The organism is Micromonospora sp. HM5-17, from assembly GCF_003762835.1.
Lineage (GTDB): Bacteria > Actinomycetota > Actinomycetes > Mycobacteriales > Micromonosporaceae > Plantactinospora.
Map to the genome: position 1 here is coordinate 758,229 of NZ_RJWA01000003.1, position 22,051 is coordinate 780,279.

Annotated in this window: 21 protein-coding genes and 1 pseudogene; 13 read left to right on the top strand and 9 right to left on the bottom strand. The window is 73.6% G+C overall.

Going from position 1 to position 22,051, the window contains the following annotated elements; genetic code table 11:
• Nucleotides 1-78 precede the first annotated feature (78 nt).
• Nucleotides 79-768 (top strand): annotated as a pseudogene (locus EF879_RS12785) (dTMP kinase); the annotation flags it as partial.
• A gap of 238 nt (nt 769-1,006) precedes the next feature.
• Here EF879_RS12785 and EF879_RS12790 read toward each other — a convergent pair.
• Complete coding sequence (locus EF879_RS12790) at nt 1,007-1,738, bottom strand: SDR family NAD(P)-dependent oxidoreductase (RefSeq protein ID WP_123558069.1); 732 nt, start codon at nt 1,736-1,738, stop codon at nt 1,007-1,009.
• Nucleotides 1,739-2,014: 276 nt separating this feature from the next.
• On the opposite strand from EF879_RS12790, the gene EF879_RS12795 reads away from it, so the two are divergent.
• The 3 genes from EF879_RS12795 (at nt 2,015) to EF879_RS12805 (ending at nt 5,807) form a co-directional block, all read left to right on the top strand.
• Nucleotides 2,015-2,923 carry a MurR/RpiR family transcriptional regulator gene (locus EF879_RS12795; protein WP_123558071.1) on the top strand — a complete coding sequence of 303 codons (909 nt, stop codon included), beginning with the start codon at nt 2,015-2,017 and terminating at the stop codon, nt 2,921-2,923.
• A 196-nt stretch (nt 2,924-3,119) separates the two neighbouring features.
• Nucleotides 3,120-4,187: an N-acetylmuramic acid 6-phosphate etherase gene (murQ, locus tag EF879_RS12800; protein ID WP_123558458.1), complete on the top strand. Its 1,068-nt coding sequence runs from the start codon at nt 3,120-3,122 to the stop codon at nt 4,185-4,187.
• 696 nt (nt 4,188-4,883) lie between these two features.
• Nucleotides 4,884-5,807, top strand: a complete 924-nt coding sequence (locus tag EF879_RS12805) for an RNA polymerase sigma factor RpoD/SigA (RefSeq protein ID WP_370375495.1) — start codon at nt 4,884-4,886, stop codon at nt 5,805-5,807.
• A 113-nt stretch (nt 5,808-5,920) separates the two neighbouring features.
• On the opposite strand, the gene EF879_RS12810 is transcribed toward EF879_RS12805, so the two are convergent.
• A complete protein-coding gene (locus EF879_RS12810) occupies nt 5,921-6,601 on the bottom strand; it encodes a hypothetical protein (protein WP_148086424.1) in 681 nt (226 codons plus the stop codon).
• Between the two features lie 89 nt (nt 6,602-6,690).
• Here EF879_RS12810 and alr point away from each other — a divergent pair, with 89 nt between their 5' ends.
• Entirely contained in the window at nt 6,691-7,884 is a 1,194-nt protein-coding gene (gene alr, locus EF879_RS12815; protein ID WP_233604406.1) for an alanine racemase, read from the top strand.
• Nucleotides 7,877-8,950: a D-alanine--D-alanine ligase family protein gene (locus EF879_RS12820; protein ID WP_123558074.1), complete on the top strand. Its 1,074-nt coding sequence runs from the start codon at nt 7,877-7,879 to the stop codon at nt 8,948-8,950. The genes alr and EF879_RS12820 overlap by 8 nt, the downstream gene beginning before the upstream one ends.
• Here the strand turns inward: EF879_RS12820 and EF879_RS12825 are convergent.
• Nucleotides 8,947-9,909 carry a C40 family peptidase gene (locus tag EF879_RS12825; RefSeq protein ID WP_123558077.1) on the bottom strand — a complete coding sequence of 321 codons (963 nt, stop codon included), beginning with the start codon at nt 9,907-9,909 and terminating at the stop codon, nt 8,947-8,949. The two genes, EF879_RS12820 and EF879_RS12825, sit on opposite strands and share 4 nt — an antisense overlap.
• Nucleotides 9,910-10,432: 523 nt before the next feature.
• Here EF879_RS12825 and EF879_RS12830 point away from each other — a divergent pair.
• Entirely contained in the window at nt 10,433-10,975 is a 543-nt protein-coding gene (locus tag EF879_RS12830; RefSeq protein WP_233604407.1) for a DUF6232 family protein, read from the top strand.
• A gap of 54 nt (nt 10,976-11,029) precedes the next feature.
• Here the strand turns inward: EF879_RS12830 and EF879_RS12835 are convergent, their stop codons facing one another.
• Nucleotides 11,030-11,359, bottom strand: coding sequence for a DUF3817 domain-containing protein (locus tag EF879_RS12835; protein WP_123558078.1), 330 nt, complete (start codon nt 11,357-11,359; stop codon nt 11,030-11,032).
• Nucleotides 11,344-11,835 (bottom strand): hypothetical protein, encoded by a 492-nt coding sequence (locus EF879_RS12840; protein WP_123558466.1) that lies wholly within the window; start codon nt 11,833-11,835, stop codon nt 11,344-11,346. Before EF879_RS12840 ends, EF879_RS12835 begins: the two co-directional genes overlap by 16 nt.
• A gap of 134 nt (nt 11,836-11,969) precedes the next feature.
• On the opposite strand from EF879_RS12840, the gene EF879_RS12845 reads away from it, so the two are divergent.
• The 3 genes from EF879_RS12845 (at nt 11,970) to EF879_RS12855 (ending at nt 13,271) form a co-directional block, all read left to right on the top strand.
• Nucleotides 11,970-12,332, top strand: coding sequence for a DUF6158 family protein (locus tag EF879_RS12845; RefSeq protein WP_370375485.1), 363 nt, complete (start codon nt 11,970-11,972; stop codon nt 12,330-12,332).
• Nucleotides 12,329-12,667 (top strand): hypothetical protein, encoded by a 339-nt coding sequence (locus tag EF879_RS12850; RefSeq protein ID WP_123558079.1) that lies wholly within the window; start codon nt 12,329-12,331, stop codon nt 12,665-12,667. The genes EF879_RS12845 and EF879_RS12850 overlap by 4 nt, the downstream gene beginning before the upstream one ends.
• 88 nt (nt 12,668-12,755) lie before the next feature.
• Complete coding sequence (locus tag EF879_RS12855) at nt 12,756-13,271, top strand: DUF1360 domain-containing protein (protein ID WP_123558081.1); 516 nt, start codon at nt 12,756-12,758, stop codon at nt 13,269-13,271.
• A gap of 95 nt (nt 13,272-13,366) precedes the next feature.
• Here EF879_RS12855 and EF879_RS12860 read toward each other — a convergent pair whose 3' ends face one another.
• Entirely contained in the window at nt 13,367-13,582 is a 216-nt protein-coding gene (locus tag EF879_RS12860) for a hypothetical protein (RefSeq protein ID WP_123558083.1), read from the bottom strand.
• A 150-nt stretch (nt 13,583-13,732) separates the two neighbouring features.
• Between EF879_RS12860 and EF879_RS12865 the strand changes: the two genes are divergently transcribed.
• Nucleotides 13,733-14,152: an amphi-Trp domain-containing protein gene (locus tag EF879_RS12865; RefSeq protein ID WP_158624163.1), complete on the top strand. Its 420-nt coding sequence runs from the start codon at nt 13,733-13,735 to the stop codon at nt 14,150-14,152.
• A gap of 519 nt (nt 14,153-14,671) precedes the next feature.
• Here the strand turns inward: EF879_RS12865 and EF879_RS12870 are convergent.
• The 3 genes from EF879_RS12870 to EF879_RS12880 form a co-directional block, all read right to left on the bottom strand.
• Nucleotides 14,672-17,131 carry a transglycosylase domain-containing protein gene (locus EF879_RS12870; RefSeq protein ID WP_233604409.1) on the bottom strand — a complete coding sequence of 820 codons (2,460 nt, stop codon included), beginning with the start codon at nt 17,129-17,131 and terminating at the stop codon, nt 14,672-14,674.
• 230 nt (nt 17,132-17,361) lie between these two features.
• Complete coding sequence (locus EF879_RS12875) at nt 17,362-18,450, bottom strand: 3-deoxy-7-phosphoheptulonate synthase (RefSeq protein ID WP_123558087.1); 1,089 nt, start codon at nt 18,448-18,450, stop codon at nt 17,362-17,364.
• A 352-nt stretch (nt 18,451-18,802) separates the two neighbouring features.
• Nucleotides 18,803-19,153, bottom strand: a complete 351-nt coding sequence (locus tag EF879_RS12880; protein WP_123558089.1) for a hypothetical protein — start codon at nt 19,151-19,153, stop codon at nt 18,803-18,805.
• 142 nt (nt 19,154-19,295) lie between these two features.
• On the opposite strand from EF879_RS12880, the gene EF879_RS12885 reads away from it, so the two are divergent.
• Nucleotides 19,296-20,591: a pitrilysin family protein gene (locus tag EF879_RS12885; RefSeq protein ID WP_123558091.1), complete on the top strand. Its 1,296-nt coding sequence runs from the start codon at nt 19,296-19,298 to the stop codon at nt 20,589-20,591.
• Nucleotides 20,592-20,613: 22 nt separating this feature from the next.
• Complete coding sequence (locus tag EF879_RS12890; protein WP_123558472.1) at nt 20,614-21,954, top strand: pitrilysin family protein; 1,341 nt, start codon at nt 20,614-20,616, stop codon at nt 21,952-21,954.
• Nucleotides 21,955-22,051: the final 97 nt, after the last annotated feature.

The following is a 22,051-nucleotide window of genomic DNA, read 5'->3' on the forward strand; positions in this document are numbered from 1 at the left end:
GGTCACACCTGGGCCGGGACGGGGGGTTTCGGGCGCCTGCCGCGTGGCGCCGTCCGCCTCGCCGACCGGGGCCGGGGGATGCCGGCGCCAGGTACCGTGCAGGGGGTGGCCCGGACTCGGCAGCAGCGGCAAGGCGGGAGGCGGCTGCGGATCGTGGCCCTGGTCGGGATCGACGGTTCGGGCAAAACCACCCAGGGACGCCGTCTGGCGGACACCCTGACCGGCCTGGGGATTCCGGCGACGTACTGGCAGAACGCGGGCGGTCGGCGGTGGTTCGGCCGGCTGGCGCGCAGGCTCGGTCGGCGGGACGCGCAGCGGCTGCTGGGGCGTGACGGGATGCTCCTGGCGGAGTCGGTGCTCCGGTGGCTCGCGATCGCCCGGGCCCTGGCCCGCTCCCGGCTGACCGGCCGGGTCGCGGTCATGGACCGGTACGCGGTCTGCCAGTACGCCAGCATCCGGACCCACGGGGGTGGCCCACGGTGGGAGCGCCTGGCCCGGTTCGCCTACCGCGTCTTCCCCCCTCCCGACGTCACCTTCCTGCTCGCGGTCACGCCGGATGAGGCGTACCGGCGGATCGAGGCCCGGGGGACGGACCACGAGAGCCTCGACTACCTCTCCGCCGGGGTGGCGGCGTACCGCTCGGTGCCGGAGTTCGCCGGGTTCGTGCTGGTGGACGCGAACCGTCCGCCGGACGAGGTGGCCGCGGCGATCCTGGCGGGCCTGCGGGAATGGCTCCCGCCCGAGCACGGCCCGCCGGAGCCCGACCGGCGGCGGGGACCGGCGGGGTACCGCGCCGCGCACGGCCCGCCGGCCGGGGAGCCGTGGCGCCCCGGCCCGCCGGGGCACGGCCCACCGGCTCACGCTCCGCCGGGGCACGGCCCGTCGGCAGATGCCCCGCCGGCCGGTCCGTCGGCCCAGCCCACGGGAGCGGGCGGCGGCCAGCCCGAGCCGGAGCATCCGGCGCCGGCACGCGACCGCTCCGGCGAGCCCGGACGGGAGGCCCCGCTCAGGCCCGCCCGTAGACCGGAACGGTCGCGCCGCTCGTCGGCGCGGAGTCCTCACTGGCCAGAAAGCGAATCACCCGGGCGATCTCGGCCGGCGCCACCCAGCGGGAGTGATCCGCGGTGGGCTGGGCCGCCCGATTGGCCGGAGTGTCGATGACGCTCGGCACGACGGTGTTGCAGCGGATGCCCGACTCCCGGTACTCCACCGCCACCGCCGAGGCGAAGGCGAGTACCGCCGCCTTCGCCGTCACGTAGCCGGCGGCGCCGGGGAACGGGGAGAGCGCCGCCCGCGAGGAGACACAGACGATCGCCCCGCCGCCCGCCTCGACGAGGTACGGCAGCGCCTGCTGGGTGACCAGGTAGGTGGGGCGCAGGTTCAGTGTGATCATCTGTTCGAAGTCCGCGAGCGGGGTCTCGTGGATCCGCCCTCCGGCCGCATAACCGCCCACCAGGTTGACCACGGCGCGCAGCGGTGCGTCCGCGTCGGCGGCGGCGACCTCGACCGCCCGGGCGACCTGTCCGGGATCGGTGAGGTCCGCGACGACCCGGACCGGCTCGACCCCGGCCGTTGCCGGCGCGGTGTGCGGCTCCGCCGCGGCCGCCGCCGGAGCCCTGTCCGGGGCGGTCGGTCGCGCCGGGACGACGACCCGCCAGCCCGCCTCCTGGAACGCGGCGGTGACGGCGCTGCCGAGGCCACCGGTCCCGCCGGTGACGAGCACTGTGCGATCCACCATGCCCCCACGGTATCGGCACGGTCGGCACCGTTTCGGTCGGGCGTCCCGCATCGGCTCCGCCTCGGCGTCTGGGGCAAATATCACATTTACTGATGGCGATTGCTGCGAATGCCGTTCCGTTCGCCGGCTTGGGGAGTGTGGGCGAGCCGAACGGGTTGTCGGCTCGACACACTCGGCCGGGTCAACCGGCCGCACGTTCTCCCGGGTTGAGCGTACTTTCACGGGTGTAGCGCGTCACGGTTGACGCTCCCGCCCGTATGAAAGTAAGTTTCATCCGTGGCGAAGACTGCGAAGGTTTCTGCGAGTCACGAGACGGGCGGGCTGATCGTGCATATCAGCGGTCTGCTCCCGTCGCTGTCGCCCGCCGAACAGCGGGTCGCCAGACTCGTCGTGGCCGACCCCGCGGCCGCCGCCCGCCGTACCATCACCGATCTCGCCACCGCGGCCCAGACCTCCGAGGCGACCGTCATCCGCTTCTGTCGGTCCGTTGGCATGGAAGGGTATCCACAGCTGCGGATTCGGCTCGCGGCCGAGGCCGCCCGCCGGGTGGAGCCGCCGGACGCTCGGGTGGTCGGCGGTGACATCCCGCCCGGGGCCGACCTCGCGCAGATCATCGCCACGATTGCCTTCAGCGACGCCCGCGCCGTGGAAGAGACCGCCGAACAACTCGACCCCGCGGTCTGCGAGCGCGTCGTCGAGGCGATCAACAACGCCGGTCGGATCGACATCTACGGTGCCGGGGCGAGTGGCTTCGTCGCCTCTGACTTTCAGCAGAAGTTGCACCGGATTGGGCGTACCGCCTTCTATTTTCCGGACGTGCACACCGCGCTGACCTCGGCCGCGCTGCTCGGCAAGGGCGACGTGGCGATGGGGATCTCCCACACCGGCACCACGCTGGACGCGATCGAGGTGCTGGAACAGGCCCGGGCGCGGGGCGCCACCACGGTCGCGCTCACCAACTTCCCCCGCTCGCCGATCACCGAGGTTGCGGACTACGTGCTCAGCACGGCGGCCCGGGAGACGACCTACCGGTCCGGGGCGATGGCGAGTCGGCTCGCCCAGCTGACGGTGGTCGACTGCCTCTTCGTCGGCGTGGCGGCCCGCAACCGTGCCCGGGCCAAGAAGGCGCTCGAGGCCACCGCCGAGGCCGTGCAGCCGCACCGGGTCAACCGGCGACGGGCCTGAGCGGTGGGTTGGTGCGACGGCGGGCGCGGACGTACCGGCCCGGTGAGTCGGGTCGGGGGACGCGGCGACGCGGTGCCGCGGGCAGCCAGGGACGAAGGCGTACGACGAAGCGGGGCGATGGCATGAGCATGGTATTCGGCAGCTGTCGATGCGATGGGGGGCGCAGATGACGGCCGGACGGGTCGAGCCTCCAGCGATGCCCGCCACCCAGCGTCCGGACTCCGACGCGGGGTCGTCGTACCAGCGGCCCGATGCGACCGGGCCGGCCGGGGCGGCAGAGGCGACGGAGCAGGCTGGGGCACGGCGGCCAACCGAAGCCGGGGACGGCGAGCCGGCGCCAGGTCGGGACCACGGCGGTCGGTCGGTGGTACGGGTGGCGGCGCCGACCGAGCGGCGGAACCCGCGCAGCATGGACCTCGACCTCATGTCCACCCGCGAGGTGCTGCGGGTGATCAACGAGGACGATCGGCGGGTGCCGGCGGCGGTCGCGAACGTCCTCGACGAACTCGCCGTCGCGGTCGACCTGGCGGTCACCGCGTTGCGCGCCGGGCACCGGGTGCACTACTTCGGGGCCGGCACCTCGGGCCGACTCGGGGTGCTCGACGCCGCCGAGCTGGCCCCCACCTTCAATGCGCCGGACCGGTGGTTCTGTGCCCACCTGGCGGGCGGGCCCGCCGCGATGCTGCGCGCGGTGGAGGACGCCGAGGACGACGAGGCGGGCGGCGCCGCCGAGGCGAGGGAGTGTGTCCAGGCTGGCGACCTGGTGGTCGGGCTGGCTGCGAGTGGGCGCACCCCGTACGTGCTGGGCGCCCTGGCCGGGGCGACCGAAATGGGTGCCGACACGGTGCTGCTGTGCGCCAATCCCCAGGCGGCGGCGGCACGGTCGGTGACCGTCTTCATCGGGGTGGACACTGGCCCGGAGGTGGTGACCGGTTCGACCCGGATGAAGGCGGCGACCGCCCAGAAGCTCGTCCTGAACGCCTTCTCGACCGCCGCGATGGTCCGGCTCGGTCGGGTCTACTCGAACCTCATGATCGATATGGTGGCCACCAACGCCAAGCTGCGGGGCCGGATGATCTCGATCCTGATGGAGGCGACCGGCTGCGCCGAGGACGTCGCCCAGCGGGCGCTGACCGAGGCCAACGGCGATCTGAAGGCCGCCCTGGTGTCGTTGCTCTCCGGCGTCGCCATCGCGGACGCCCGGGCCGCGCTGGACCGGTCCGCCAACCAGGTGCGGGGAGCGATCGCCCTGCTCGCCGGCTGACCGGCCGCCGGCCCGGATCGTCCCGCCCAAAGCGGCGGGCGTGGCGGTTCCCACGCCGCCCATCCCGGCGTCGCGGTTGTCCCGGCTCGTCGGGGTCGTCTGGCCACGCCGCCCCCGGCCCCCTCGACCGGGACGCCACCGGGTCCGCGTCCGCCGTCCCGCTCGGGGCGTTCCGGCCGTCCCGCCCGGCCGCGTCGCCGACGCGTGGTGCGTCGGACTGCCGACCCGGGACTGAACCCGGGCTGCGGATTGTTGGTCGGGCGGAGGGGTAATCCCGGTGTGGCGGGCGTGAACCGACCAGCCGCGCCGTACGTGTGTCAGAGCGTGACGAGAATCGCAGCAAGCTGGTGACCTGGATCGCTGTGCGTCGCTGGGCGGCGATGGTGCGATAGCCGGGCGAGGGTCGACGCATGCCCCGGAGCTGTGGCGTTGCCGCCGCCGACTCAGCCGATCCGGCCGACTGACAGCAAACGTCGATCGTGCTTTCAGCAACTACTCAGGCATTCGTGACACTTTCGACTCACGAGTTGGAATCCCCAACGCGTCTCAACTGTTGTGTAGGTGTCAGCACCGCAGGGCACAGCGGAAGTTACGGGGGAGGGGCTGATGAACGTGGGGACGGCAGGAGCAGGCACCCGGGCGTTCACCGGGGAGAACGACGAGGGGACCGTGGGCACCGTGGAGAAGAAGATCGTGATGCGGACCGACGAGGTTGCGGAGGAGCGCGACCTGGTCGGCGTGTACCTGCACGAGATCTCCCGCACACCGCTCCTCGACGCCGCCGCCGAGGTCGACCTCTCCAAGGCCATCGAGGCCGGCCTGTACGCTGAGCACCTGCTCGAGACCGACCGGGTGCCGGAGGGCGTGAGCCGCGCGGAGCTGCGGCGACTCGTGATCGAGGGGGAGCGGGCGAAGGATCTGTTCATCCGCGCCAACCTCCGGCTGGTCGTGTCGATCGCCCGGCGGTACGTCCGCTCCGGCATGCCGATGCTCGACCTGATCCAGGAGGGCAACACCGGCCTGGTCCGGGCGGTCGAGAAGTTCGACTACGAGCGAGGCTACAAGTTCTCGACGTACGCGACCTGGTGGATCCGCCAGGCGATCAGCCGGGCGATCGCCCAGCAGGAGCGGACCGTCCGTCTGCCGGTGCACCTGGTCGAGGACGTCAACCGGATGCGGAACGTGGCCCGGCAGCTCACCCGTGAGCTGGGCACCGACCCGGAGCCGGAGCAGATCGCCGCGGCCCTGGGGGTGCCGGTGGAGCGGGTGAACGAGCTGGTGCGCTGGTCGCAGGACACCGTCTCGCTGGACACCCCGGTCGGTGACGACGGGGACACCAACCTCGGCGACCTGGTCGCGGACAGCGACGCGCCGTCGCCGGAGGACATCGTCCTCACCGGGCTGGAGCGGCAGCGGATCGAGGGGCTGCTCAACCACCTCGACGACCGGTCGGCCGGCATCATGCGGGCGCGGTACGGCCTCGAGGACGGTCGCGAGCACTCGCTGACCGAGGTCGCGTCCCGGTTCTCGCTCTCGCGCGAGCGGATCCGGCAGCTGGAGATCCAGGCGCTGGGCCGGCTGCGGGAGCTGGCCCGGGCGGAGGGCCTGGCGGCGGCCTGACGTCGTACGGGTGAGCCGTCCCGGGGGCGGCCCAGACCCGGTGAATGGCCGGCGTCCTTCCGGGACGCCGGCCATTCGTCGTCTCCGGGCCATGGGGACGACGCGGACCATGATCACCGGAAGCGGGCGACCAGGTCGCCGAGCCTCGCGGTCGGTTGGGTGTCGCAGAGCTGGTCGAGCGCCGTCATCACCAGCGGGTTGTGCGCGTCGGAGACGCCCTTGGCGAGCCCGATCTGCCGGATCGCCGCCACCCGCTCCTCCGGCGGGGCCTGCCGGTACTCGGCGCAGGTCGAGTCGGAGGTCAGCCCGCCGGCGTCGCGCAGGTCGGCGACGACCGACCGGCCGACCACGAGCGCCAGGACGGTGACCACGGCCGCCGCGCCGAGGCTGAGCCAGAGCGCCCGGCGGCGGTGCGGCCGGCTCGCGGGTTCCTCGGCGGTGGACTCCGTGGCCGGGGTGGACGTCGTCTCGGCGGGTTTCCGCTCGACCGGCAGGGCCGCGACCGCGGCGTCGAGCTCCGCCGCGTACGCCGGATCGTCGGCCGCGGCCGTGGCGAGCAGGCGCTTGACCAGGGAGTTGTTGCGGGGGTCCCTGACCAGGTCGGCGAGGGCCTCCTGCTCTCCGAGGGCGTGGAGCCGGTCCGCCACGAGCCGGTAGAGCCGGTGGACGGGGCCGTGTCGCTCCGACTCGCCGGGTGGCGCCGCCGCGTCGGAGTCCGCGGCGACCTCGGGCAGCCGGGGAGCGAGGCGGTCCAGCACCACAGTGGCCAGACTCCTGGCCTCCGACGGGTCCATGCCTGGCAGGTTAGCCGCTGCCGAAGACCGCATGACTACCGCACCTCGTCTTCACAGCTTTCGCATATCTCCTGCCTACGCTGGGCAGGGTGATCAACATCGGGGGAGCCAGCGGCGGGGCGTGGACGCTGCCACCCCTCGCCGAGGCGGTTGTCGATCTCGACGCGATCGCCCACAACACCCGGGTGCTGGCCGGTCGTACCGAGGCCGACCTGCTGGCGGTGGTCAAGGCCGACGCGTTCGGGCACGGGTTCCTGGAGGTCGCGCGTACCGCGCTGGCGTCGGGAGCCCGATGGCTGGGCGTGACCTCCCAGGCCGAGGCGCTGGCGCTGCGCGTCGCGGGGATCGAGGCACCGGTGCTGAGCTGGCTGCACGCCCCGGACGAGGACTTCGGCCCGGCGGTCGCCGCCCGGGTCGATCTGTCGGTCGCCTCCGTCGCGCACCTGGACGCGGTCGTCGCGGCGGCCGAACGGGTCGGCCGGCGCGCCGACGTCCACCTCAAGGTCGACACCGGGCTGTCCCGCAACGGCGCCACGGAGGATGACTGGCCGGAGCTGGTACGGCTGGCCCACGGCCAGGAGGCCGCCGGCCGGGTCCGGGTCCGGGGCATCTGGTCCCACCTGGCCGGCTCGGGACTGCCGGGCGACCCCCTGGACGGCGCCCAGCTACGCCGGTTCAACCGCGCCCTGGCCACGGCCCGCCGCCTGGGGCTGAACCCGGAGGTGGCGCACCTGGCGGGCTCGGCCGCCCTGGTCGGCCGCCCGGAGACGCACTTCGACCTGGTTCGACCCGGCATCGCCCTGTACGGCGTGGAGCCGCTGCCGGGCCGGTCGGTGGGGTTGCGGCCGGCGATGACCCTGCGCTCCCGGGTCATCCTGACCAAGCGGGTGCCGGCCGGCACCGGGATCGCGTACGGGCACGACTACGTCGCCCCGGTCGCGACGACGCTGGCCCTGGTCCCGGTCGGCTACGCCGACGGGGTCCCCCGCAGCGCCGCCGGGCGGGCCGAGGTGTGGATCGGGGGACGGCGTCACCCGGTGGCCGGGCGGGTCACCATGGACCAGATCGTCGTCGACGTCGGGGACCTGCCGGTCCGGACCGGCGACGAGGTGCTGCTCTTCGGCCGGGGTGACCGGGGCGAACCCACCGTCGTCGACTGGGCCCGCTGGGCGGGAACGAACCCGCACGAGATCTTCACCGGCATCGGCGCCCGGGTGATCCGGCGCTATCTGCCGATCCGGTCGGGACGGCGGAGCGGCGGACGGGAGCGGGTACGTGTCTGACTCGACGCTCAGGGTCGCGGTCATCGGCGGCGGGCGCAGCGGCGAGCACGAGGTCTCCCGGACGTCGGCGGCGAGCGTCCTGGCGAACCTCGATCCGCGTCGCTACCGCCCCGAGTCGGTGCTGATCACCAGGTCCGGCGAGTGGGTCTTCGGCGCGGAGGCACCGGTCGGCGTCTTCGCCGCGATCGAGCGGCTGCGTCGGGTGGACGTGATCTTCCCGGCCCTGCACGGCCCGTACGGCGAGGACGGCACCCTGCAGTCCGTGCTCGAACTGACCGGGGTGCCGTACGTCGGCAACGGCGTGTTGGCGAGCGCCGCCGGCATGGACAAGGAGTTCACGAAGAAGCTGCTCGCCGCCGAGGGCGTACCGGTCGCCGATGCCGTGGTGTCCCGGTTGACCGATCCGGACGACGTCCCGGACGAGGCGGCGTTGCGCCGGCTCGGCCTGCCGGTCTTCGTCAAGCCGGCGCGGGCCGGGTCCAGCCTCGGCGTCTCCCGGGTGACCCGCTGGGCCGACCTGCCGGCGGCGCTGCGGCGGGCCCGGGCGAGCGACCCGAAGGTGCTGATCGAGGCGGCGGTACCCGGCCGGGAGGTGGACCTGGCGGTCCTGGAGTATCCGGATGGTGAGCTCGCCGTCGGCCCGCCGCTGGAGATCCGGGTCGCCGGTGGCCGTGACTTCTTCGACTTCGACGCCAAGTACGACGACCCCGACACCGTCTTCGAGATCCCGGCCCGGCTGGAGCCGGACGTCGCCGCCGAACTGGCCGACCTCGCGGTACGGGCGTTCCGGGCGCTCGGCTGCGCGGGACTGGCCCGGATCGACTTCTTCCTCCGCGACGGGCGTCGGCCGGTGCTCAACGAGGTCAACACGTTCCCCGGCTTCACCCCGGTGTCCCAGTACCCCCGGATCTGGCGGGTCGCCGGGCTCACCTACCCGGAGCTGCTGGACATCCTCGTCGAGACCGCGCTCGCCCGGCACCGCCGACGCCCGGCCGGGGCGTCGACCGGCGACCGGCCCTCCGGCCTCCGCGCGGCCGACCGCACCCGGCCCGGCCCGCGGGGCTAGCCGACCCGGCCGTAGCCGTACGGCGGCATCATGTCGACGCTGGCGAGCTTCACGCTCTCGCCCGGCCGCGGGGCGTGGATCACCTTGCCGTCGCCGACGTAGATCGCGACGTGCCCGAGCCCGCTGTAGAAGACGAGGTCGCCAGGCTTCAGGGCGCTCCGGCTGATGTGCACGACCACGCTCCACTGCTGGGCGGCGTTGTGCGGCAGGGACTTGCCGGCGGCCCGCCACGCCGCCTTGGTCAGCCCCGAGCAGTCGTAGCCGTCCGGACCCTCGGCGCCGTAGACGTACGGGGTGCCGATCGCGTTGTAGGCGAAGGTCACCGCCTTGCCGGCGTTGCCGTCGATGGCGGGAATCTTGCCGGTGTACCGGCTGCCGTACGAGGTCGGGGAGCCGTACGCCTTCCGGCGCAGCTCGTAGAGCTTGTCGAGGTCCTTCTCGATCTTTTTCTTGTGGCTGGCGAGCTGCTTCGCCTGGGCGGTCTGCCGGGCCAGTGTGGCGTCGAGCTGCGCCTTCTGGTCGAGGTACTGGCGCTGCGCGGCGTCGAACGCGGAGATCTGCCGGTCGCGGCTGTGGGCGAGCTGTTCCAGGAAACCGAGGCGGTCGACCAGGTTGGTGGCGGCGCTGTGCCCGAGCAGGGCGTTGGCGCTGTCCAGCCCGCCGAACTTGTACGCCTGGGCGGCGAGCTGGGCCACCTCCGCGCGACCCTGTGCCACCTGCTGCTCCAGGGGGCCGATGCGCTCGTTGAGCGCGGCCACCGCGGCCTTGCTCTTCTTGATGTCCTCGTTCAGCCGGTTGTACGACTCGACGACCTTCTCTAGTTCGGCGGAGGCCTTGTTGATCTGCTCTGTGAGCTCGGCGGCTGACGGCTCGGCCCGGGCCGCCGATGCCGGGGCGACCAGGGCCGCCGAGGCGACGGCCACGACGAGTGTCCGCAGCAGGTTCCGCAACGACGACAACCTGTATGGAGCCCTTTCCTCGCGCTCGACCACGGGCGCTGGCTGCGTCCGGGCGAGACCGGCCGGCGCCGTCCGGCGGACGGCTGACCTCCGGGCCGGCTGGTTCAACCTAGCCCGGGGCGAGGACGACCGATAGTAGACAACGGGCGATCTGCGACGGTAGCGACGGATACCACGAATGTCGGGGTTACGCATCGTGGCATATGGGGACCGGGGTCGTGGTAGCCGGCGCCGCCGGGCGTCGGCGTCGAGGGAGCCCGTCGAGGACGACTTTCGGCTATGCCCCTTTGGTCGGTGTGTGCGGATGGCACTGTCGGTCGACAGTGGGCAAACCCGGGCGGCTCTGGACAAGCCACTGCCATCCGTACGGCCACCGCGGCGGGAGGACCCGGCTGGGTGATCGTTTTTCCGCTGGTCGGTGGCGTGCCCCACGCACAATGGGGCCCAGCCGAGAAGGTTTCCGGGAACGACAGCGCGAGCGGGTGACCCCCACCCGCCCCCTCAGGAGCCGTTGGAGGCACGAATGGAGCCTACCCGTCCCGCCAGGCCCCTGCCCGACGCCGAGCTGGAGATCCCGGCGACCGCCCCGGCGCGGCCCACGGTCGACCTCTACCACCAGCCCGGGATCCGGGTCACGAGCCAGGCACTCATCGTAGCCGGGCGGCGGTTCCCGCTCACCGAGCTGACCCAGTTGCAGACCGCCCGGGGACCGCACGACCGGTTGACACTGCGCGCGGTGGTGGTCACCACCGTGGTGCTGGTCGGCATCGGTGTCGCGCTCGGCTACACCGGTGACCTCCACCGGCTGTCCGCCATGACGTATGTCGGGCTCGGCCTCGCGGCGTTCGTGCCGGTGGCGCTCGCCGTGGCCGGACACCGCTGGCGCCCGCCGGCGTACGAACTCTGGGGGCGGTACCGGGGATCGATGATCCTGCTCTTCAGCACCGACCAGGAGCGGCAGTTCGGGCAGGTGACCCGGGCGCTGATCCGGGCCCGCGAGGCGGCGCGGCTCGGTGCGTTCGCCCATCCGCCCGCCTCGGACACCCCGTACGAGCCGCTGCCGTAGCGGTTCGCGCGGCGGCGGCTCCCGGCTGGCCCGTAGGCCCGCACGGTCGGCGGGTCAGCCGGCCACCGGCTCCGGCTCGGGTCGGCGCTCCTGCTCACGCACCTGGCGGGCGATCGTCCGCTCCGCGTAGAACGACAGGAACGGCACCGTACCGGCCAGCATCACCAGCACCATCCGCCCCAGCGGCCAGCGCGCCCGCCGCCCCAGGTCGAAGGCGGCCAGCAGGAAGACCATGTAGAGGAAGCCGTGGGCCGGACCGACGGTCTCGACCACGGTCGGGTCACCGCCGAGGTACTTCAACGGCATGCCGATCACGACCAGCACGATCAGCACGACGCCGACGATGTTGGCGACCACACGGTAGCGGGTCAGGGCTGCGCCCACGATTCGTCCCTCCTCACGGCGGCCGGGCCGGGATAGCCGGGATAGTCGGCGGGCCGGGCCCCGGGATTGGCGTTCAACCAGGCCAGGTAGTGGTTGTATGCGGCGAGTGCGGGGTCGTCGCTGTCGGTGACCACGGGGCGTGGCCGGGCCGTACGCACCGGGCGACGGAACCCGGGGGCGGGCCTCGGACCGGTGGGTGTGGCTCCGGCCGGCGTGGTGCCGTCGTCCCGGTCGGCGGACGCGTCGCGGGTGTCGGCGGCGTCTCGGCCCCCCTGCAGGGTGTACCGGGCCTCACGGATCCAGAGGAAGATCACGAAGCCCGCGAAGATCGGCCACTCGACGGCGTACGCCCAGCTCAGGGTGTTGCCGGCGCGAGCCCGGCTGATCTGCCACCAGCCGAGCGCGCAGAACGCGACCACGGTGACGACGGTGAGCACGTGGCGCAGGATCCACGCCGGTGTCCACAGCCGTTTCATGCCCCGAGCGTACCGGCCGTCGGTCCGGTTCTCCGACACGGCGTCGTAGTGTCCCCGTCCGTGCCGGGGTTTGGCGCTGCCCGGTTTGGGCAACCGTCTAGTCGTCAACCCAGACGAGCGATCGGGGGGCGACGATGAGCGAATCAGTACGCCGCGACGAGTTCTCCCCGGCCGGCAGCGGACTGCCGACCGACGCCAGCCCCGAGCAGCGGATGGGGCAGTGGGACGGCGACCCCGTCCGGTACGGCGGCACCGCGAGCGACTTCGCGGCGGCCGAGGAGGAGAACCTCGGCATCGACCCGGTCGAGCTGAGCGACGAGGACCTGATCCGGGAACTGCACAGCCTGCACCGGACGCGGCTGGACACCCTCCGGCACGCCGCCGACACCGCGCTCGGCCACCACCTACGGCGGACCGCGGAACTGGAGACCGAGTACCTGACCCGCCACCCGGGCCGGGAGGTCGACACGAGCCGGCTGCGGGACGGCGCCTGGTGACGGTCCGGGTCGAACGCGGCATCTCGGCTCCGCCGGAGGTCGTCTTCAACACCGCGATCGATCCGCGCCGCACCGCGTACTGGCTGCCGGAGCCGTTGCGCGACGGCGAGCGCCCGGCTACGGAGATCACGGTCGACGACCTGCGCGCCCGGTGGCACCGGGACGGCTCGCCGGCCTGGTCGGCACGGCTCGAGGTCTCGCCCGTCGACGCAGGCGGTGCCAGCGTGCGGCTGGAGTTGGCCGCCGACCCGCCCCAGCGGCGGCTGCGCGAGATCGCCGACGAGTCGCTCGCGAGCCTGGCCCGGGTGGTCGCGGACAACCTCACCGCCGGGTGATCGCGGGGGCGGGTCATCCCGGCATGCCGTACCGGTGCCAGCGGGCACCAGGAGCCGCGCGCGATGCCGCGGGGAGGGAAGGGCGGGCATGAACGTACGAGACAGGGTGGCGCGGCTGCGCAGGGCGTACGCCCCGCACGAGCACCGCCCGCTGGACGGCTACCTGGCCGCGATGGGGACCTACGCGGGGGTGGCGCTGGCCATGGCGGCGGCGGCGAAGACGACCGGGCGTCGGGCCCCGGAGCGCCCGACCACCGCGGACGTGGTGCTGCTCTCGATCGCCACCCACAAGCTCAGCCGCCTGTTGTCGAAGGACGCGGTGACCAGCCCGCTGCGCGCCCCGTTCACCCGCTACGACCGGCCGATCGGCAGCGGCGAGGTGATGGAGCAGGTCCGCGCCCAGGGCAGCTCCACCCGGCACGCCGTCGGCGAACTGGTCAGCTGCCCGTTCTGCCTGGCGGTGTGGGTCGCCACCGGCCTGACCGGGGGACTCGTGCTGGCGCCGCGGCTGACCCGGCTGGTCGCGACCGCGTTCACCGCCGTGGCCGCCTCCGACTTCCTTCAGATGGGGTACGCCGTCGCCCAGCGGGCGGCGGAGCGGTGAGCCGCCCGGCGGCGCGGAGGGTCTTCCGCCCCCGTCGACCATCCGCCGGGGCGTTCCCGGCGCCATCCACCGGGTCCAGGCGCGGTGGGTGGCCGCTACTGCGGGGTGCCGCCGAGCAGGTCGGCCACCTCGTCGACGGAGTACTCGCCCTCCGGTAGCGCGGTGATCCGGGTCAGGAGCTCCGCCGGTACCTCCGCCGCCACGGCCCGGCGGTGGATCTCGGCCTGGGTGATCCGTTCCTGCCCGGAGTAGAGGTCGTCGAGCAGGGCGTCGAGGTCGGCACCGGTCACGTCGTCGGTCACGGTGATCAGCTACCCGACCAGGAAACGGCCAAACACCCGTCGGCTCGGTCCCGGTGTCGCGGCCCGGCCCGTGCTGTCCGATTTCGCCCGGCTACGGCGGCCGGCGACCCCACCGGCCCGTCCGCGCTCCGTCCTCTCTGGAATGCGAGCATGTCCGCCATGGACATTTACCGCGACAGTCGTTCTGTTTCCCGGGCGGATCTCGCCGCCTGGCTGCGCCAGCTCGCCGACCAGCTCGACTCCGACGGGCACGTCTACTACGGTGCCGCCGGTCGGATCGCGGTGGCGGACCGGGTCGAGTGTGAGCTGGAGATCGAGCGCGAGAGCGACACCGAGCTGTCGGTCGAGATCGAGTTCACCTGGACCAGCGCGGCGACCGACGGGGCCGGTGAGGCGGGCGACGACGAGGAGGACGAGGAGGACGTCGCCGCCGACGACGAGGACGCGGACGACGGCGAACCGGCGGAGCGCGAGCCGGCCGCGTCCGCGGAGCCGACCGAGGCGGCGGAGCCGGCCGGCCCCGCCGCGGAGTCCGGAACGACGTCGGACAGCGCGGGCGGAACCGGCCAGGAGGGGTAACCGGCCGCGTCGGCGGGGCGGTGTCGGCCGGGCGACCCGACGATGGTGACGCGCGCCACGTCGGAGGCGGGAACACCGGACCGGGGTGGACGGTTGCAGCAACCGTCGGTGTGTCCAGTGTCCCCGGGCCTCACCCATCGCCTTCGCGGAATACCGTCCGGCTGGAGCCGCGTCGCGCCACTCGCCGAGAGGCGACCTGCACACCGACACCCGCGCCGCCGGTGACCCGCGCCGGCGGCGGCGCACCACGCTTCGCCCCCGACGGACTGCCCGTCGGGGGCGTTGCGTGTCCGGGGCCGGTGCCGCCGCTCGCCGCGACGCGTGTCCGCCACGGGGCGGGCCGGAAGGTGATGCCCGGCGCCGGATCGACATCGGCTCCGTGGGGGCGGCCGGCGGACCGCCCACCGAACCGAGCCGCCGGACCGGCCGGGCCGGGCGGAACGAGCGCCGGCGGGCCACCGGACGAGCGTCGGACCGGCGGACCACCACCGGAACGAGTGCCGCGGACCGGCCGAGACGTCACCGGCGGCCGACCGGCGCCCGGTCCGTCGAGGGTGGGGTATTGCCGTCCTGGTCGGCGCCGTCTCGGCCGCGCGGTTCGGCGTTCGCGGCCCCCTGTCCGTTGCTGAGCCGCAGCATCACCAGCCCGCCTGCGACGGTCCGGCCCTCCGGGTCGGTCCGGGCCACCGTGCCGGCCGGGCAGGCCGAGTCGACCTGGTTGGGGTCGACCTCGACGCGGAACCCGGCGCCGCGCAGCACGGCGGTGGCGTCGTCGACCGACCGGCAGGTCACCGCCGGCACCGCGCGCTGGTCGCCGTCGACCAGCGCGCGGTCCGGCTTCGGGAAGTCCTGCTTCGGCCTGCCGCGCATCGCGTCCGCCAACGTCTCGTAGACGGCCGGGTTCACGATGCCGTGGTCCATGTTCTCGGTGGTCTCCGGCCAGTCCGGATTCGCCAGGATGCCGGCGACGGTCAGCGTGGTCGTGGTGGCGACCAGGCTCGCGGTCCGATGACTGTCCGTGGTGCCGGTCTTGCCGGCGACCGGGTGGCCGACCACCCGACGGACCGCCGATGCGGTCGCGCCGGCACAGCGGCCGTACGCCGACTGGTCGCCGACCGGGCAGCGTGCGGCGTCGATCGCGGCCCGCGCCACCGCCGGGTCCACGGCCTGGTCGCAGCGCGGCTTGGCCAGGTCCAGCGACGTGCCCGAGCGGTCCCGGATCTCCTGGACCGGGATCGGCTCGCAATGCCGGCCGTCAGCGGCCAGCGTGGCGTACGCGGTGGCGAGGTCCAGCGGCGTGGTCGCCGATACCCCGAGGGTGAACGAGCCCCAGCCATCGGCCGACGCCTCGTCCTTCGCCATCGCGGCGTCGTTCGGGGCCCGGAACCGGATGCCGAGTCGCCTGGCGACGTCGACCACCCTGGCCGCCCCGACTCGCTCCTCCAGCGGAACGAAGTACGTGTTCACCGAGCGGCCGAAGGCGCTCCACATGTCGTGTGGGCCGCCCATGCCCGGGTGGTCGTTGCCCGGGCACCACCGTTCGGTGCCGGGACAGGCGGACTCGCTGCCGGCCGCCGCGGTGTACTTCGAGGGATACCGCTCCGGGGCGTTGATCTGGTAGCTGAGCGGGTAGCCCGCCTCCAGCGCGGCGACGACGGTGAAGATCTTGAACGTCGAGCCCGCCTGGTACCCGGTGATGTCCCCACCCCCGGTGAGCAGCGGGTTCGTCGTACGCGGATAGGTGCCCCGGATGCCGGCGGCAGCCTGGTCCGGGTTGCTCGAGATGGGGTTCTTCGGGTGCCTGGGATCGTCCAGCCCGAAGGTCCGGTTGGTGGCGAGGGCGCGTACCCGACCGGTGCCCGGTTCGACAACGGCCACCATCAGCGCGTCCTGCTCCCCGGTCGGCAGGTACTGCTCCACGTTCCGGTGCGCGGCCTTCTGCACCGCCGGGTCCAGCGTGGTGACGATCCGGTACCCGCCGCCCTTGAGCTGCCGCTCCCGGTCGTACGTGGTCTGGCCGAACGCCGGCTGGTCCAGCCACCAGCGGTAGAGGAAGTCGCAGAAGAAGCCCCAGTCGTTGTGTGCCGCGCTGGTGCAGCCGTTGGCCGGGGCCTGGCCCTTGACCGTCAGCGGGGTGGCGAGCGCCGCGGCCTCCTCGGCCGGGGTGATCGCGCCGATCTCCCGCATCTGGCCGATCACCCAGTTCCGGCGCTCCAGGGCCAGCCGGTAGCCCGGCCCCTCGGTGTCCAGCGGGTCGTAGTAGCTCGGCGACTTCACCAGGCCGGCGATCATCGCCGCCTCCGGCACGGTCAGGTCCCGCGCCTCCTTGCCGAAGTAGAAGCGGCTCGCCGCCGCGACCCCGTACGTGCCGTGGCCGAAGGGCGCCATGTTGAGGTAGCGCTCCAGGATCTGGTCCTTGCTGAGCCGCTTCTCCAGCGCCGCCGCCTGGCGCATCTCCCGCAGCTTCCGGCCGGTGGTGTCCTCGTTGGCCGCCACCACGTCCTTCGGGTCGGTCGCCCCGTAGGTGAGCGACATCCGGACCAGCTGCATGGTCAGCGTCGAGGCGCCCTGCTTCGCCCCGCCCGTGCCGTTCGAGACCAGCGCCCGGAGGAACCCCTTCAGGTCGACGCCGGCGTGGTGGTAGAACGCGTGGTCCTCGGCGGCGATCATGGCGTTCCGCATCGCCGGGGCGATCTGGTCGAGGGGGATGTCCTGGCGGTTCTCGTCGAAGAAGCGGGCCAGCAGCGTCCTCCCGTCCGCCGCGTACACCTCGGTCGCCTCGGGGACCTGGGGGACCGTCAGCTCCGCGGGCAGGTCCTGGAACGACTCGGCACCGGCCTTCGCCGCCAGCCCGGACATCGCCACGGCGGGGAACGCCGCGCCGGCCACCACCAGCCCGGCGAGCAGCGAGCAGCTGAGCAGCTGGGTCGGCTTCGTCAGCCGGCGGCGGAGACGGACTCGGCGCAGACGAAACATCATCAAGACCTCGGGATTGGGGCGGGTACGTCGGCGTGGGCGCCCGGCGCGCGCCGACAACCGTACGCGCGCCTCGGACCCTATTGATCCAGACGCCGCCCCCGACCACACGGTTGCGCAGGGGTGCGAGCCGAAGGTGACTCCTCCGTCACACCAATTCGTCACACCGGCCGGGACGGCCGGGTGCGCCGGGGCGACCGCCCCGGCGGGCGCCGGCGGGCGGCGGGCCGGCCTCAGTCGGTCGTCGTCGCACCGATCGCCCGACGGGCCCGGACCGCCGCCGCCAGCTCCGCCAGCACCTGCTCGGTCTCGGGCCAGCCGAGGCACGCGTCAGTGATCGACTGTCCGTACGTCAGCGGCCGGGTCGGGTCCAGGTCCTGCCGCCCCGGGACCAGGAACGACTCCAGCATCACCCCGACGATGCCCCGCTGCCCCGCGGCGAGCTGCCGGGCCACCTCGGCGGCGACCACCGGCTGCCGGCGGTGGTCCTTGCCGCTGTTGTCGTGGCTGGCGTCGATCACCAGCCGCTCGGGCAGCCCGGCCGCGCGCAGCAGCGCGAGCGACTGCGCCACCGAGTCGGCGTCGTAGTTGGGCTTGCCCCGGCCGCCCCGGAGCACCAGGTGGCAGTCGGCGTTGCCCCGGGTGTGCAGGATCGCCGGTGCCCCGGAGACGTCGATACCGGGGAAGACGTGCGGCACCCCGGCGGCCCGGATCGCGTCGACGGCGGTGCTGACGCTGCCGTCGGGTCGGTTCTTCATCCCGATCGGCATGGAGAGCCCCGAGGAGAGCTGGCGGTGGACCTGGCTCTCGACCGTACGGGCGCCGATCGCGCCCCAGGCCACCGTGTCGGCGATGTACTGCGGGGTGATCGGGTCGAGGAACTCGCAGCCGACCGGCACGCCGAGCCGGAGCACGTCCAGCAGCAGGGCGCGCGCGGTGCGCAGCCCGGTGTTGACGTCCCCCGAGCCGTCCAGCCCGGGGTCGTTGATCAGGCCCTTCCAGCCCACCGTCGAGCGGGGCTTCTCGAAGTAGACCCGCATCACCACCAGCAGGTCGGCGGCGTGCCGGTCCGCCGCCTCACGGAGTCGGTGGGCGTAGTCCAGGGCCGCGGCGGGGTCGTGCACCGAGCACGGGCCGACGACGGCGAGTAGCCGGTCATCCTCACGGTCCAGCACCCGGGCGACCGCTCGTCGGCCCTCCAGTACGGCCGTGGCGAGCGTGTCGTCCAGCGGCAGCTCGTGGTGGAGCAGCGCCGGGGTGGTCAGGGGCACGATCCGGTCGATGCGCTGGTCGCTGACCCGACTCAGTCCGGTGGTCGTCATCGTTGTCCGTTTCCCTCCGCCGACCTCGCCCGGGGCCGGCGCCCGGGAGCCGAGCCGGCTGCTCACATGGAAAAAGCAGGGACCCTGTCCCTGCTTCAGCCGGCTCGCTGGATGTGGTGACGTCAGGTCATGGCCGAGTCACCGGCTCCGGAGCCGGCTGACCAAACCATCGATACGAGCGCGTCACGGGGGGAACGATACCCGATGCGCCGCGGCGTGGGCCGGCGTCCAGGTGCTGGGAAGGGTCCCTCACCGGACAGAAGCTCTGAAAAGGGACCTTTCTCGCCGTCCTACCACACCAGCAGGCCGCCGCGAAGGGCCAGCTCGCCGGCCCGCGAGTAGGAGGGATCGGTTACCAGGGCCAGCCGGTACGTCCGCAGCCGTACCTCGGCGCCGTCGGCCGCGCCCGGACCTCGTCGGCGATCTCGGTCGTGGTGTGCGCCGCGTCCTCCCACTCGACGAAGGCACCTCCGGACGGACGGTGTCGTGGACGTGGTAGCTGGCGTACCGGTGCCGGCCGGGCGGCCGCGCTCGGCGGGGCCCGGTCCAGGGTGGACCCGAGCACCGGGCGGTCCAGGGTGAACCCCGTGTACCGGTGGACCCGGACGTCGGTCGGGCCGGCGAGCCGGGCCGCGCCGGTGATCGCCGTCCACGGGTTCGCCGGCCGGGTCCGGGTACGCGGTGGGCGGCCCGGTCCGGCCATCGATTGGTATCGGGGGCTGATCACGACCCTAGGGGTACCTGAGGCGATGGGAAACCCTCCGTGCGACCGGGATCACCGACGGTGGCGCGTCCTGGCGAGGTTGCCGCCGGGTACGGTCGGCGGATCGGATAGCGTCGTGGGCATGCCCGAGACCGGTTACCCCTGGCCGATCGAGACCACCCGGCTGGACAACGGCCTGCGCGTGGTGGTCAGCGAGGACCGCAGCGTGCCCGTCGTGGCGGTGAACCTCTGGTACGACGTCGGGTCGCGGCACGAGCCCGAGGGCCAGACCGGCTTCGCCCACCTGTTCGAGCACCTGATGTTCGAGGGTTCGGTCAACGTGGCCAAGACCGAGCACATGCGGCTCGTCCAGGGGGCCGGCGGGTCGCTGAACGCGACCACCAACCCGGACCGGACCAACTACTTCGAGACGCTGCCCTCCGAGCACCTGGCCCTGGCGTTGTGGCTGGAGGCGGACCGGATGGGCGGGCTGGTGCCGGCGCTGACCCAGGAGACGCTGGACAACCAGCGCGAGGTGGTCAAGAACGAGCGGCGGCAGCGGTACGAGAACGTGCCGTACGGCGACGCCTGGCTGCGCCTCCTTCCGCTGCTCTATCCGCCCGGGCACCCGTACCACCACGCGACCATCGGCTCGATGGCGGATCTGAACGCCGCCGACCTGGCGACCTTCCAGGCCTTCCACACCACGTACTACGCGCCGAACAACGCGGTCCTGACCGTGGCCGGGGACGCGTCGGCGAGCGAGGTCTTCGCCCTGGCCGACCGGTACTTCGGCCGGCTCCTGCCGCAGCCGGACATCCCACCCGCGCCGGACGGCCGGGTGGTGCCGGCCACCGGCGTACCGGTCCGGGAGACGGTGACCGGGGACGTGCCGGCCCCGCGGATCTACCTCGCGCATCGTACCCACCCGTTCGGTGAGCCCGGCTACGACGTGGTGACCGTGCTCGCCACCGTGCTGGGCAGCGGCCGGGGCAGCCGGCTCTACCGGCGGCTGGCCGACGGGGCCCGGCTCGCCCAGCCGGACAGCGTCAGCGCGTTCGGGGTCGACCTGGCGCACGGGCCGGCTCCGTTGATCATCACGGCGACGGCCCGCGACGGGGTGACCGTCGAGCAGTTGGAGGCCGGCCTGGTCGAGGTGGTCGACGGGCTCGCCGACGGGGTCACCGAGGAGGAGCTCGACCGGGCCAAGGCGCTGCTGACCACCGCCTGGTGGCGACAGCTCGCCACGGTGGACGGCCGGGCCGACATCCTCGGCCGGTACGCCACCCAGCTCGGCGACCCGGCCCGGGCGGGCGAACGGCTGGCCGGGTGGCTGTCGGTCACCGCCGAGCAGGTGGCCGAGCTCGCTCGGGATCTGCTCGGCGCGGCGGACCGGGTGACCCTGACCTACCTGCCCGGGGACGCGGAGCAGGCGTGAGCGAGGAGGCGGCGTGAGCGATCTGTTGGTCACCGAGCGGCCCGAGCCGGGAACGCCCCGGCCGTACACCTTTCCCCCCGTGGTCCGGCGGAGCGTGGCCGGGGGCGACGTGGTCGCCGCCCACCTGCCCGGGCACAACCTGGCGGTCGCGGTCCTGCTGCTCGACGCCGGGGCCGGGCGGGAGCCGGCGGGCCGGGAGGGGCTGGCCGGGGTCGTCGCCAAGGCGCTGGAGGAGGGGACGACCCGGCGGGACGCCACCGCGTACGCACTGGCGCTGGAGGGACTCGGCACCGAGCTGTCGATCTCCGCGGACTGGGACGCGTTCCAGGTCGGCGTGCAGGTGCCGGTGGACCGGCTGCCGGCCGCGGTCGAGCTGCTGACCGAGGCGGTCCGTACCCCGCGCCTCGACCCGGCCGACATCACGCGGGTCCGGGACGACGAGGTGACGGCGCTGCGGATGTACTGGGCGAACCCCGGGCCACGGGCCGACGCCGCGCTGCGCGCGGAACTGTTCGGCGCGGACCAGCGCCCCGGACGGCCGATGGACGGCGACCCCGAGTCGGTCGCCGCGGTCACGGTGGACGACGTGATCGCGTTCCACGCCGAGTGGCTGACCCGGGCGGGGACGCTGCTGGTCGCCGGCGACCTGGACCGGATCGACCTCGACGCGCTGGCGGCGACGGCGTTCGCCGGTGCCTCCGGCGCGGCGGAGCCGGCCGGCGACCCGCTCGACCTGGTGGTTCCCGGCGAGCGGCGGATCATCCTGGTCGACCGGCCGGGTTCGGTCCAGTCCACGCTGCGACTCGGGCACGTCGCCCCGCCCCGGGCGCACCCGGACTACGTACCGATGACGCTCGCCGCGACGGTGCTCGGCGGGGCGTTCACCTCGCGACTCAACCACCTGATCCGGGAGGTGCGCGGCTACACGTACGGGATCAGGGCCGAGTTCGGGCATTCCCGGCGGTTCGGCCGGTTCGTGGTCAGCTCCGGGGTGCAGACGGCGGTGACCAGTCCCGCCCTGCGGGACGCGGTGGGCGAGATCACCCGTACCCGGGACAGTGGGGTGACCGAGGCGGAGCTGGCGGTGGCCCGGGCCTGGCGGGCCGGCCAGCTCTCGGTGGAGTTGCAGACGCCGCGGGCGATCGCGAACGCCCTGGCCACGCTGGTGGTCTACGACCTGCCGGACGACTACCACGCGACCCTGCGGGAGGCGCTGCTCTCCGCGACCGAGCCGGAGGTCTCGGCGGCGGCCGGGACGTACCTCCACCCCGAGGGGCTGACCCTGGTGGTGGAGGGGGACGCCGCCGCGATCCGGGACGACCTCGTCGCCAGCGGCCTCGGCGAGCTCGTTGACGTGGGCTGACCGCCCGCCCGGGACCGGCCGCCGCGCCGCCCACCGCGAGCCCTGACCGGGCACCCCGGCCACCCTCGCTCCCGAGGTCGTCCGCACCCTTCCCCCG

What these genes read in the sequence shown, in the direction of transcription:
- EF879_RS12790 (WP_123558069.1), bottom strand. Translation starts at nt 1,738, where the DNA reads ATGGTGGATCGCACAGTGCTCGTCACCGGCGGGACCGGTGGCCTCGGC.
- murQ (WP_123558458.1), top strand. Translation starts at nt 3,120, where the DNA reads ATGCCCGCCACCCAGCGTCCGGACTCCGACGCGGGGTCGTCGTACCAG.
- EF879_RS12805 (WP_370375495.1), top strand. Translation starts at nt 4,884, where the DNA reads ATGCGGACCGACGAGGTTGCGGAGGAGCGCGACCTGGTCGGCGTGTAC.
- EF879_RS12810 (WP_148086424.1), bottom strand. Translation starts at nt 6,601, where the DNA reads ATGGACCCGTCGGAGGCCAGGAGTCTGGCCACTGTGGTGCTGGACCGC.
- EF879_RS12830 (WP_233604407.1), top strand. Translation starts at nt 10,433, where the DNA reads ATGGAGCCTACCCGTCCCGCCAGGCCCCTGCCCGACGCCGAGCTGGAG.
- EF879_RS12840 (WP_123558466.1), bottom strand. Translation starts at nt 11,835, where the DNA reads ATGAAACGGCTGTGGACACCGGCGTGGATCCTGCGCCACGTGCTCACC.
- EF879_RS12845 (WP_370375485.1), top strand. Translation starts at nt 11,970, where the DNA reads ATGAGCGAATCAGTACGCCGCGACGAGTTCTCCCCGGCCGGCAGCGGA.
- EF879_RS12855 (WP_123558081.1), top strand. Translation starts at nt 12,756, where the DNA reads ATGAACGTACGAGACAGGGTGGCGCGGCTGCGCAGGGCGTACGCCCCG.
- EF879_RS12865 (WP_158624163.1), top strand. Translation starts at nt 13,733, where the DNA reads ATGGACATTTACCGCGACAGTCGTTCTGTTTCCCGGGCGGATCTCGCC.
- EF879_RS12870 (WP_233604409.1), bottom strand. Translation starts at nt 17,131, where the DNA reads ATGATGTTTCGTCTGCGCCGAGTCCGTCTCCGCCGCCGGCTGACGAAG.
- EF879_RS12875 (WP_123558087.1), bottom strand. Translation starts at nt 18,450, where the DNA reads ATGACGACCACCGGACTGAGTCGGGTCAGCGACCAGCGCATCGACCGG.
- EF879_RS12880 (WP_123558089.1), bottom strand. Translation starts at nt 19,153, where the DNA reads ATGGCCGGACCGGGCCGCCCACCGCGTACCCGGACCCGGCCGGCGAAC.
- EF879_RS12885 (WP_123558091.1), top strand. Translation starts at nt 19,296, where the DNA reads ATGCCCGAGACCGGTTACCCCTGGCCGATCGAGACCACCCGGCTGGAC.